The sequence below is a fragment of the Psychrobacter sp. M4 genome (assembly GCF_055699795.1).
In genome coordinates this window covers 3,311,110-3,323,114 of the sequence record NZ_CM146740.1, presented here as the reverse complement: position 1 = coordinate 3,323,114, position 12,005 = coordinate 3,311,110, and the positions used below count along the sequence as shown (strand labels likewise).

The following is a 12,005-nucleotide window of genomic DNA, read 5'->3' as shown; positions in this document are numbered from 1 at the left end:
AATCCCAGTTATTTTCAATCCTAGCTATTTTCAATAAAGTCAGAGACTTGGCGGCTTAAAATCTGCCATAATGTTTTTTGCGCGCTCTCGCTACCCCAAGCATTGTGCGGGCTAAAGATAACCCGAGGATGGTCTTTGATATCTAATAAGGGATCATCATGGGTAATAGGTTCTTGTTCAAAAACGTCGCTGGCATAGCCTAAGATTTGCTCGTTATTGACAGCGGTGACGAGCGCTGCACTATCAACAATACCGCCGCGAGCGACATTCACAAGTAGCGGCTGTTTGTCCATTTTGGCCAGCGTGTCTTTGTTAATTAGATGCTTAGTGTCTTCATTTAATGGACAGTGCAGACTAATGACATTAGCTTTTGCTAGCACTTCATCAAAAGCAGTATAGTCATCACTGCGCGGCGTGCGTCCTTGATGCTCAGCCCACAATACTTGCATTCCAAAGGCACGCGCGATGTCAGTGACACGCTTACCGATAGTACCAACACCAATAATACCTAGTGTCTTATCTTCTAAATCTATCAATGGCTTATCTAACAGGCAAAAATTACCATTATTATTCCATGATCCATCAATGACCTTTTGATGATAATGAAAGCTTGCGCGCATAGCATTTAACATAAGCATAAAGGTATGTTCAGGCACGCTTTTGACCGCGTAACCGGCCACATTGTACAGCGTGACATCATGCTGCGCGCAGGCGTCTTGATCGACGTTATTCATACCCGTAGCGGTGAGCTGAATGAGCTTTAATTTAGGTAAGCTGCTGATAACCTCGCTATTGATTTGCACTTTATTAGTAAAGATAATATCAGCGTCTTGACAGCGCTCGATAATGATTTTTGCGTCGGCGGGCGTGTCATCAAAGGTTACGTAATCGTCGATACCGGCCGGAGCTGGTAAATCTATACCTTCTGAGAAGGTACCTCGGTCTAAAAATACTGCTTTCATAAGGGTGCCTTTTATAGTCAATTGCTTTATTTATAATTCGCTACTTTGTTTATAGTCATAGATGTCAATAGTTATTGGTATCGGTAGTTATTAATGTTGGTAGTTGTCAATAAACGAGTTCACTTGCTCTCTGACAATCTCCCACAGTTTATGCTGAGAGTTCTTACTGTTGGCAGCCACATGCGGGCTAAAGACAACGTGAGGATGCTGCTGCTCGGCAAGTTTAAGTAAAGGATCATCTTTTGCTATAGGCTCTTCTTCAAAAACATCGGTAGCGTAGCCTAATACTTGCTCGTTTTGTACTGCTTCAGCCATGGCTTTGGATTCTACCACAGCGCCGCGTGCCACATTAACGATCAAGGGTTGTTTGCTCATCTTAGCAAGCGTGTCGCCATTGATCAGATGGCGGGTGTCCTCAGTTAATGGACAATGTAAGCTGATAATATCGGAGGCGGCCAACACGGTGTCAAAGTCAGTATAATCCTCACTGCGCGGTGTTTTGCCTTGATGCTCAGCCCACAATACGGTCATACCAAAAGCACGCGCGATTTCGGTGACCCGCTTGCCAATAGTCCCTACGCCGATGATTCCTAAGGTTTGATCTTCAATATCTATGGTAGGTAAAGTTTTGGTCTTAGCGCTTCCATCTTTACGCCAACTGCCGTCAACCACCGTATTATGATAATGAACGCCGGAGCGCATAGCGCTGAGCATGAGCATAAAGGTATGTTCAGGTACGCTTTTTGCAGCAAACTCAGGCACGTTTAACAGCTCGACGTTATTATCTTTACAAGCCTTATGATCCACCGCGTTCATACCGCTTGAGGTCAACTGAATGAGCTTTAACTGGGGTAAGGACTCTATAATGTCGCGCCCGATTTTAAGAGAGCCACTAATAATAATATCTGCGTCTCGGCAGCGCTCAATGATCACTTTTTGGTCATTTGGCGTTCTTTTGAAGGTAACGTATTGGCTCACGCGCTCAGGCATAGGCAGCTCAAGGCCCTCTAAAAATCTTGCTTCATCTAACAGTACTGCTTTCATAGGTGCTCCTTATTTAGCGTTTTCAATAAAGCTTAATGTAGCATGACTGGCATGAAACAAAAAACCTATAGAGCAGGGGGTCAGCTTTACTAAGTTTTATTTCTAATTTTATAATTATAAGTGTTGTAAAGAACTATCCAATCTATCCTCAGTTTTCAAGACGAATATACTCTTGAAAACTTAAGCTACCGCACGCATCTAACGGCTACTGTCTCTTGTGTTACTTGGCTCACAGGTTTAAAAATCTACCAAAAAACATACAAGACATTTGCTAAACTACGGTCCCCGCTTAACAAGGTAACAACGTTGCTATGTTAAGGTTGTTAGAACTCGTTTATTAGTATTTACCGCTTGTCTCCTTAACAATTGAGTATAAAAGATATTGCCCTATGACTATTTCTGCCGCTGCACTGCACAGTTCCGAATTCGCTGTTGGCCAACGCTATCTATCTGATACTGAGTCCGAGCTTGGCTTGGGCGTGGTTATCGATGTCGATGAACGCTGCGTCCATATTTTGTTTCCACAAAGCGAAGAGACCCGTGTCTATGCTAAAAGCTCTGCACCATTGTCTCGCGTAGTGTTTAAAGTTGGCGACAGCGTCTATGATCAAGAAGGCCATAACTACAATATCACTAGTGTCGACGAGGTGATGGGTGTTCTTAAATATGGCGTTGAAAATAACAATGATAATGGCGCTGCTAATAAAAGCATTATGGAAACCCGCTTGGCGGCCAATATTACGCTTGCCAAGCCGCTTGAACGTCTGCTTGCCGGAAGGGTGGAGCGTAGTGATTGGTATGAGCTGCGCCAAGATATCTTGCGTATGCAATCAGCAATCTCCGGTCATCCGCTAAGAGGGCTTATGGGTGCGCGCGTCGATATCATTGAGCATCAGCTGTATATCGCGCACGAAGTCGGTAAACGTATTGCGCCGCGTGTACTACTTGCTGATGAAGTGGGCCTTGGCAAAACCATTGAGGCAGGTTTGATTATCCATCAGCAGCTGCTCACGGGTAAAGCAAACCGGGTGCTGATATTAGTGCCTGATAGCTTGCAGTATCAGTGGATGATTGAGCTGCGTCGCCGCTTTAATCTAAACTTTGCGCTGTTTGATTTGGTGCGTACCGCCGCTATTAAAGAGCACGATCCTGAGCAAAACGTGTTTGCTACCGAGCAGTGTATTATTGCGGGTATGGATCTGCTGCTTGACCATCCTGATTTGCATGAGCAAGCGTTGGATGCCGGTTTTGATCTTTTAGTCGTCGATGAGGCGCATCATTTGCACTGGGATGAGGCCAATGGGGGTAACGAGAAATACGACTTAGTTGCAGACTTCGCTGAAGAAACCCCTGGCGTAATGCTGCTGACTGCGACTCCTGAACAATTAGGTATTCAAAGTCACTTTGCCCGGTTGCGCTTGCTGGATTCAGATCGTTTTGATGATTTGGACGAATTTATTGCTGGTCAAGAAGCTTTTGAACAAACAGCAGCTGTAGCGGGCGTATTAATTGAAGACCAAGCACTCAGCGCCAGCCAAATCACCGCATTGACTGAACTGCTAGGTTTAAGCGCGGATGAGCTTGCGACCATCAACGAAGATGACAAGCTGCGTACTTATGCGCTAAATGAGTTACTGGATCGGCATGGCACCGGACGAGTACTGTTTCGTAATACTCGCGAGAGCGTCAAAGGTTTTTATGGGCGTAGCAGCCAGCCCCATCCATTGCCACTACCTGAGGCGTGGGAAAACAGTTATCAGTCCATAGGTAAGCTGCGCGATCAGCTTTGGGGCGAGGAGAATCAGCCCGATGGCAGCTGGCTTGAGGACGATCCACGTGTGCCTTGGCTCATTAATATTTTAAAAAGTGATTTAAAACAACAAAAGGTATTGCTCATTGCGCGTAGTGGGGCAACGGTTGAGAGCCTAGAAGCAGTACTGCGTCTACATGCTGGTATCAAGACGGCTATCTTTACCGAGCAGATGACTTTGCTTGAACGCGATCAAGCCGCGGCGTTCTTCGCTGATAGTGAAGGGGCGCAGATACTGCTGTGCTCGGAGATTGGCTCTGAGGGACGCAATTTTCAATTTGCCAGCCAGCTAATCCTGTGGGATCTGCCAGCCAATCCGGACACTTTAGAGCAGCGCATTGGCCGCCTTGATCGTATAGGCCAGACGCAGCAAATTACTTTGCACGTCCCCTATGTACAAGGTACTGCGCAAGAGCGTCTCTATCATTGGTACGACAGCGCGCTGAACATGTTTAATCAGATCTCACCGACCGCTCAAAGCGTACAAGAGCAATACATTCAAACGCTCAAACCACTGCTTGAAGGTCCTGATACTGCTGACAATCGTGATGGTTTACAAGCGCTCATTAAAGAGGCAAAGCAGATGCGTTTGGCGTTAGAGGCGCAGCTACAAGCGGGCCGTGATCGTCTGCTTGAGTACAACTCTTGCCGTCCGCGCGTCGCGAGCCGTATTGCAGATGCGATGCGTGATTTTGATAGTAACAATATTTTGCCGCAGTTTATGGATCGCTTCTTAGCATCAGCCAACGTCGATTATAGTATCCAGCGCGATGGATCTTGGGTACTTGCGCCGCTTGATAGTACCGAGGTCAGTGAGTATATCGAAGGTTTGCCGCTCGGTGATGATGAAGAGGGCATGACGTTGACCTTTGAGCGCGAGCAAGCTTTGCAGCGTGAAGATATTGAGTTTATAACGCACGAGCATCCGCTGATGCGCTCAATCTATGAGCTGGCTAGTACCAGCACCTTCGGTAATACTACCGTTGCCATGCTTAAAAGCAACGCCATTCCTCAAGGTATGATTATGCTTGAGGTCAACTTTAGAGTTGAAGCTATTGCACCAAAAGTGCTTAACTTGCCAGCGACGCTACCGACGCAAAGTATTCGCGTGTTTATTAGTGAACAGGGCAGTGATTTATCTGCGCGTATCAGCAGCGACATGATCAAACCCTACATCACTCGTTTAGATAAGACCCGCGCAAGGCAAGTGGTCAAAGTGCGCGGAGCTGTGATTGAAGAGCGTTACTATGAAGCCGAAGCCATTGCACGCGAGCAGTTAGACGATATTGGCAAACAAGCAAGTAGCCGCTTTAGCCAGCAGTGGTCACGTGAAATCAAACGACTTAAACATCTGCAAACTATCAATCCAAACGTACGACCTGAAGAGATTGAGCGCTTAGAGCAGCTGCAAACGCAAGGTGAGCAAGCGCTAGCAAATCTCTCTTTGGTGCCAGATTCTATTCGCGTACTGGTAGCGGTAAAACCTTAAACCTTACCAGTAAAAGTATGTAAAGAGGTGCAAAATAGCGCCTCTTTTTGTTTAAGGTTCACTTTATTATTGCTATGTTGTGCAGAAATTTACTACAGCCTGGTAATAAAAATCTAACCTAAGTAGTCAAATTAATGACGGCAAGCTGACTGTTGAGCGCTGGTCAAAACTACTGATGTTAAGTAAGATATTCACTTTTGTAGGTGATTACTATTTATCTAATTATCTAACAGTGCTCGTCCTGTTTTAGTATTCGCTCGTATCAGAATCGATGTGATCGCTGCTGATGATTTTACCAATAAGGAGACTTACCGTCATGTCTGATTACCCACAACTGATCGATGAGCTACTCGCTACGGTAGCGCTTATCGAAGTCAGTCCTGATGTATTTGAAGGTAAAAGTCATGACTATGTAGGTGCACGTATCTTTGGCGGGCAAGTGCTTGCGCAGGCCATGATGGCGGCAGCGCATACTCTTAATGAAGATAAACCTTGTCATTCGCTACACGGCTATTTTTTGCGCGGCGGTGATATTACCCAGCCGGTTATCTATCAAGTGCGCCGTCTGCGTGATGGTCGTAGCTTGTCAGCGCGTGAAGTGACCGCTATTCAGTATAAACAAGTACGCGGTAAGCCGCCCGTCGAAGAGGTTATCTTTTCGATGATAGCCTCGTTCTCACCGATAGAAGACGGACTGGAATATCAACAAGATATGCCAGTTTACCCACCGCCCGAAGACCTGCTGACTGAGCAAGAGCTCAAAGAAAAGTACGTCGGCAAAGTACCAGAGGCACTAAAAGCACGCTTTATGCGTCGGCGGCATGTGGAGATTAAACCGATTAAACCGCGTGATCCGATACATCCAGAACCCATGAAACCCAAGCAGGCCAACTGGTTGCGCATTCGCGAACTTGGCGCGCAGCCGGTGGCTATCCAGCAGGCGCTATTAGCATTTTCATCGGATTTTTACTTAGTAGGCACGGGGCTGATGTCGCATGGTATTAGCTTTATGACCAGTGGTTTACAAGCCGCCAGTATTGATCATTCCATGCACTTTCATCGTCCGTTCGATCTTAATGACTGGCTACTTTACGATATGTGGAGTGATACCACCTCCAGCGCTAAAGGGCTCAATCATGGTCAGTTTTGGCAACATGGTAGATTGGTCGCTACGGTACAACAAGAGGGATTGATGCGACTTCGGGTACCGAAGTCTTAAGTTGTTTATAAAGTTTGTTTCTAAAGTACATCTAAATTTCTAAAACCTTTATCATAGCGCGCGGTAGTCCTAGACTATCTTGCGCTTTTTGCTTATCTAGCCATTTAAAATCTATATCCGCAGCATTTAACTTATTGTTTAATTCTAAAATCTGCTCACTATCAATAACCAAGCTTTGCGGCTGTAAATACCAATGAAAATGAGTCAGTGAGTGCTTAATAGGCGCATCATCAAGTAGCGTATTGCTTACAGGCTTGGCAGTTAAATTATTTTCTGTTAGCCAGTCATTAATAATTTGCTCAGCAGTGGTAAATTCTGTTTCATATACTTTTTCATTGCTACGTACGTCAAGCTTTTGCTTATCTGTCTTAACTTCATTATTCTGCTTATGCGTTCCTACATTACTATTAGTTTTACCATCGACTTTTTCTACGAATTGTAGCGGTAAGCTCCATAACCCGCCCCAAATCCCATTATCAGGGCGCTGTAGCCACAATATCTCATCCTCAGAATTTTCTATCATCAGCGCATTGCTAAGTTTACTCGGTTTGGGTTTTTTCTTGGCTTTGACCGGATACTCGGTTTCATTGCCCCGAGCATGAGCGATACAATCCTCTCGTAGCGGACATGAATGGCAAGCCGGGCTACGGCGCACGCATAAAGTTGCGCCCATATCCATCATCGCTTGCGCGAATAGTCCTGAATTCTCGATAGGCGTCAAGCGCTCTGCCAATGCCCAAAGCTCTTTATTAGTCACAGATTTAGTGATATCGCCATCGATAGCTGCCCAGCGCGTCAGTACCCGTTTGACATTACCATCGCAGATCACCCCATATTTATGCAAGCCCATTGCCATAATTGCGCCAGCCGTTGATGGGCCAACGCCTGATATCGCTTCCCAACCTGCTAGAGTTTGCGGAAAATCGCCAGTCTTGTTTATAATTTCGACCAATTGCTTCGCACCTTTATGCAAATTCCGCGCGCGCGCGTAGTAACCCATACCTGCCCAATGTTCGGCGATGGTATCCCAATCTGCTGCGGCTAAATCCTGCACGGTAGGAAACGAGTCCATAAAGCGCGCAAAGTAGGGCAGTACGGTAGTCACTTGCGTTTGTTGCAGCATGACTTCTGATAGCCAAACGATATAAGGGTTGGGGGTGTCCGTTTGGTGCTGTTGCCAAGGTAAGTCATGACGACCGTCAGTTTCGAACCAAGCGAGGAGGCGCGGGGCGAAGGTGTTTAGGGCTTGGGTAGAGTGAGAAAAGTTTTCTTCTGAATTTTCGATTTTTAGGCTAGCATTTTTTTGGCTCATAGATTTGGTCTTGGCAGTAGGGTGCGTCCCGCGCACCGATTATAAAATAGTAAATGATCATCGTAGAAATTCTTGTTTAAAAGATTATGCCTAGTTTTTACAGTTTCTAGGTGCGCTGGGCGCAACCTACGCGAGCTTTCCTAAGTATTAATGAGCTTTGAGGTCTAGGGCTGAGAGTAAACCAAGATGCTCTACAAAAGGATTAAAATCTTTGTCACTAAAGAGTAGAGGCATTTGGCTGTCAATACAAAACCCAGCAGTCATAACATCATTGGATTTACGAATAGTTATGCCTTTTTTGCGCAGTTGTCGATAATAAGACACATAACGAATAGCATTATCCTTACCTAAGATATCGTAACAAAAGAGCGTATTTAGCGCTGAAAACGCCTGCGAGTAATGCTTATCTTCTTTAAATCCTTGTAGAACTTCCATCAAAATAACGTCTGTAATACCGATTTTTGCTTGCGACAATAGGGTATCTAGGCGGTCGGTATGCGGCGTTACGATACCGTTAAAGTAATCTATCCACACACTCGAATCTACGATAATCGTAGGGATGATATTCAGTTTCATGCAGAAGGCTCAGTCGTATCGATACCTTTACGCATCTGGTCTAAATCACCCTCCCACTGTAGTTTGCCCCGTAGCTGCTTGATGCTCTGTTGTTCATGCATCTGCACCAGTAGCTTTAGTCCTTGCTCAACGGCTTCTTTTTTAGTTTTTGCGCCAGATAGACGCTGAGCGTCAGACATCAGATTATCATCAATATGTATATTAGTACGCATAAGAATAATCCTTAGATGAGTGTGTATAATATTTATATATTATACACCTAAATAGATGTTTTTGATTAAACTAGGCAGAATACTTTTGTGAAATTGAAAGAGGTAGCGACTGTTAGCGACTGGACGTTATCTATTCTTTTTGAGTAAGCAATATAAGGATTGGGCGTTTCAGTTTGGTGCTGTTGCCAAGGCAGATCGTGGCGACCGCTGGTTTCGAACCAAGCGAGTAGGCGCGGGGCGAAGGAGTCTAGGGCTGAATCAGGCTGAGGCAATGGGATAGGCAAGCGTATTCCTTGTAAATTAGTAAAAAATATCAGAATATAGAAGACTAGCTCCGTTCATGGGGTGAAATTCGCCGCTATGCAATAGTTTGTACTACTGATCAGCGCAATTGCTCATCGTTTTTATAATAGTGAAGATTGATTAGGGTAGTAGTTTTATAATTGGTTGAATAAAAAATATAAGTAGATCGAGTGTTATCATTAATAGTTTAGGAGAGAATATATTGCCAGCACAAACTTTTTTTGTCTGGGATATCCAGCAAGTTGCTTGTACACCAAGTAAAGACAGTTCATGGGAGCAAGCAACACAAGACTTTGAAGCTTTGAGCCAGCAGCCAGTGGATGAGATCAGTCCAAACATTATTGAGTTGGCAGATCGTCTCGTGGACGAAGCTAGCACCTTGGATTATTCAGAAGTTTTTTATGAAACCTACGCAAATACAAATTTAGAGATGAAAACGCATCCTAAGATCGCTTGCGTAGCCATACCCACACCTGAAGCACTGCACGGTGAAGCGTTAGATGTTATCGCTCCTCTATGTGAAGAGTTAGGGCTAGTGTTTTACGACACTCGGGGTATGGTTGCCTATCCAGATCATACGATCTATCCGCCTAACATCGCACGAGGGATGACAGTGCTAAAAGAAAAGCGGGCGCTTGCAAAACAGTCTGCCGACATCTATAAGCCAGAGGCAGACATTCCCAGGGATAGAGAAGATTTCGAAAAAATACTGCACCCATTTATGCATGACTGTCTAAAACGTTATAGTTACCAGCGTAGCCAAGTAACAAGCGCTAATGTTATTGACTCTCTCAACGTTGATGGTTGTACCAAAGCCATGCCTTATGGCCATGTGCGGCTAACTGGAGGAGCAGAAGGTAAGAACGGCTATTTTAGATTAAAAATTCATGCTTATTTTGTGTCACCAGCTTTTGCGAATATTTATGACAAAGTATCGCCGCCAACTGAGCTTAGACAGCAGTTTCCTTATTTAAAGCTAGATTACATTAATGTATGCGATAAAAACTTTGCAGACAAGCAAAAACAGATTCCTGAATTTATTAATACTGAGTTTGCCAGTAAACTGGATGAAGTAGATAAAATAGACAGCTACAATCAGCTTTTTTTGTTACTGCATGATAAGATTGCAAGAGGGCACAGCCATGGTGAAAGAGTGGATAAACAACTTATTCTAGCCAAACTTGCAGGTCGAGAGGACTATGATGATTTGATCATACAGTATCGTGAACTTATTGATAACTCACCAAACGACTATGTTAAGAATAGAATGAATGAGCGCTGGGATAGGCTTTTAGAGATTTTATCTACCGTAGAGCCATTGGAGTAGCTGATTATGACTGAATACGCTTTGTTTTATGTTTGGGATGCAAGTTTGGGTGATGGTGATGAGTATCTACCAGACTCATATGATAGCGCTGGTGTATTACTACCGCAGCTGTTAGAGTTAGAAGTCAGTACTCATAGCCAAAACATATTAAAATTTGCCACTGAGCTACAGCAACTGGCTCATGAAGGTGATTTATCATTCAACCTGTCATTAACATTTGGCGTAACGGTCGCTCATGTGCAGTTGCAAAATACATTTGCTGTCTCTCTGCCGCTGCCAGATAGTAATATGCAAGAAGCTGCTAGAGTAATTGCACCATTGGCAAAGAAACATGGGTTGGTATTTTATTATTTGCTAGGGTTGGTTTCTTTGCCTGATGGGCAGGTTTTTACTACTAAGTAATTTATTTTAAAAGTCACCAAACCGACTCTTTTAATCTACTTCCGATTCTTCCTTGCCCGCTTTTTACGCAGTCTTTTTTCCTCAAGTTTCGCCTCTTTTTTAGCTTCAGCCGCGAGCCTTTGTTCAGCGACGACGGCTTCCTCTGCCGCTACCATTTCAGGCTTCTCTAGCGTGATGCGACCTAGCGTACCACTGCGTAGCTCATTAATCAGGATCTCAGACATTCGGTAAGTATCAACGATGCCGCCTTTTTTTAGTAGGCCGCGATTACGTCCAGCCACTTCGAAGAATTCCCAATCTGTTTGCGGCAAATCGTCAATTTTATAGCGCTCTTTAAGAAGCTCAGGATAGGCTTTGATTAAATACTCAGCGGTATAGCCTGCGACATCGGCAAAGTCAAAAGCGGTATCACGAATACCGCCGGTCGCTGCTAAGCGATAGCCAGAATTAGCATTCTCGACCTTTGGCCAGAGCATGCCGGGGGTGTCATAAAGCATAATATCGTTATCAATCTTGATCAGTTGCTGCGACTTAGTGACCGCAGGCTCATCGCCAGTTTTTGCCACTGCGCGTCCTGCTAAGGTGTTAATCAAAGTGGACTTACCAACGTTAGGAATACCCATAATCATGGCTTTGATTTGCCGTCCGGTGCCGACTTTATTAGGCACTAGGTTTTTACATAATTGCACGATGCGCTGTACGTCATCCGCTTTATTGTTGTCGCAAGCAATAGCTTTTACGCCATTTTGCGCCTCCAAATAATCCATCCATGCTTGCGTCAATTCAGGATCGGCAAGGTCGGCTTTATTAAGGATTTTAATCACCGGTTTTTGTCCGCGAAGCGCAGCGACCATCGGATTTTCGCTACTATAAGGAATACGCGCGTCGATGACTTCAATGACCACATCCATCTCTGGCATGATCTCTTTAACTTCATTGCGGGCTTTATTCATATGCCCGGGGAACCACTGAATACTGGTTTGACTCATTGCTACTGCTACCTTTTATTTAATATTGTGCAAAAGCAAAATGCTGGACGCTTGCTTTTAATAAGCTCAGTTTACTACACAATTAAAGATTGCATAAATCTAAAGTAAGTTTATTGAATGGCTCTAAAAGTTAGAACATAACTATAGTTGATTAACTTTAAAAGTGTTACAATTTAGTGCTGCTGGTATTGATTTTGCGCAGCCTCTGTCAGCGTAGACACAGCACGCAAGTAAAATTAATACCAGTAGCACGTGGCTAAATATGTCAGTTTTATTTGGGATTGACTATAATAAAGGTTTTGCACACAAAAAAGCAGAGCATGACACGCATACTCTGCTTTAGGTTTATTCTAAATATCT

At 44.4% G+C, this 12,005-nt stretch carries 11 protein-coding genes; 4 read left to right on the top strand and 7 right to left on the bottom strand.

Annotated features, from left to right (window positions below):
• Positions 1 to 20 precede the first annotated feature (20 nt).
• Positions 21 to 962: a D-2-hydroxyacid dehydrogenase gene (locus ACR63N_RS13905; protein ID WP_472782187.1), complete on the bottom strand. Its 942-nt coding sequence runs from the start codon at positions 960 to 962 to the stop codon at positions 21 to 23.
• Between the two features lie 90 nt (positions 963 to 1,052).
• The gene (locus ACR63N_RS13900) at positions 1,053 to 2,006 is read right to left on the bottom strand and encodes an NAD(P)-dependent oxidoreductase (RefSeq protein ID WP_367107284.1); all 954 of its coding nucleotides are present in this window, start codon (positions 2,004 to 2,006) and stop codon (positions 1,053 to 1,055) included.
• A gap of 389 nt (positions 2,007 to 2,395) precedes the next feature.
• Here ACR63N_RS13900 and rapA point away from each other — a divergent pair, with 389 nt between their 5' ends.
• Complete coding sequence (rapA, locus tag ACR63N_RS13895) at positions 2,396 to 5,305, top strand: RNA polymerase-associated protein RapA (protein ID WP_472782186.1); 2,910 nt, start codon at positions 2,396 to 2,398, stop codon at positions 5,303 to 5,305.
• Between the two features lie 316 nt (positions 5,306 to 5,621).
• A complete protein-coding gene (locus tag ACR63N_RS13890) occupies positions 5,622 to 6,524 on the top strand; it encodes an acyl-CoA thioesterase (protein ID WP_472782185.1) in 903 nt (300 codons plus the stop codon).
• Between the two features lie 31 nt (positions 6,525 to 6,555).
• Here the strand turns inward: ACR63N_RS13890 and mutY are convergent, their stop codons facing one another.
• The 4 genes from mutY to ACR63N_RS13870 all read right to left on the bottom strand — a co-directional run bounded on the left by mutY (position 6,556) and on the right by ACR63N_RS13870 (position 8,908).
• Positions 6,556 to 7,836, bottom strand: a complete 1,281-nt coding sequence (mutY, locus tag ACR63N_RS13885) for an A/G-specific adenine glycosylase (RefSeq protein ID WP_472782184.1) — start codon at positions 7,834 to 7,836, stop codon at positions 6,556 to 6,558.
• A 147-nt stretch (positions 7,837 to 7,983) separates the two neighbouring features.
• Positions 7,984 to 8,412, bottom strand: a complete 429-nt coding sequence (gene vapC, locus ACR63N_RS13880; protein ID WP_367107280.1) for a type II toxin-antitoxin system VapC family toxin — start codon at positions 8,410 to 8,412, stop codon at positions 7,984 to 7,986.
• Entirely contained in the window at positions 8,409 to 8,624 is a 216-nt protein-coding gene (locus ACR63N_RS13875; protein WP_367105509.1) for a type II toxin-antitoxin system VapB family antitoxin, read from the bottom strand. The genes vapC and ACR63N_RS13875 overlap by 4 nt, the downstream gene beginning before the upstream one ends.
• Positions 8,625 to 8,689: 65 nt before the next feature.
• Positions 8,690 to 8,908, bottom strand: coding sequence for a hypothetical protein (locus ACR63N_RS13870; RefSeq protein WP_367107279.1), 219 nt, complete (start codon positions 8,906 to 8,908; stop codon positions 8,690 to 8,692).
• 221 nt (positions 8,909 to 9,129) lie between these two features.
• On the opposite strand from ACR63N_RS13870, the gene ACR63N_RS13865 reads away from it, so the two are divergent.
• Both ACR63N_RS13865 and ACR63N_RS13860 read left to right on the top strand, forming a co-directional pair.
• Positions 9,130 to 10,254, top strand: coding sequence for a hypothetical protein (locus ACR63N_RS13865; protein WP_367107278.1), 1,125 nt, complete (start codon positions 9,130 to 9,132; stop codon positions 10,252 to 10,254).
• A gap of 6 nt (positions 10,255 to 10,260) precedes the next feature.
• The gene (locus ACR63N_RS13860; protein ID WP_367107277.1) at positions 10,261 to 10,656 is read left to right on the top strand and encodes a hypothetical protein; all 396 of its coding nucleotides are present in this window, start codon (positions 10,261 to 10,263) and stop codon (positions 10,654 to 10,656) included.
• A 35-nt stretch (positions 10,657 to 10,691) separates the two neighbouring features.
• Here ACR63N_RS13860 and ylqF read toward each other — a convergent pair whose 3' ends face one another.
• On the bottom strand, positions 10,692 to 11,645 hold the full coding sequence (gene ylqF, locus ACR63N_RS13855; RefSeq protein ID WP_367107276.1) for a ribosome biogenesis GTPase YlqF: 954 nt from the start codon (positions 11,643 to 11,645) through the stop codon (positions 10,692 to 10,694).
• Positions 11,646 to 12,005 lie beyond the last annotated feature (360 nt).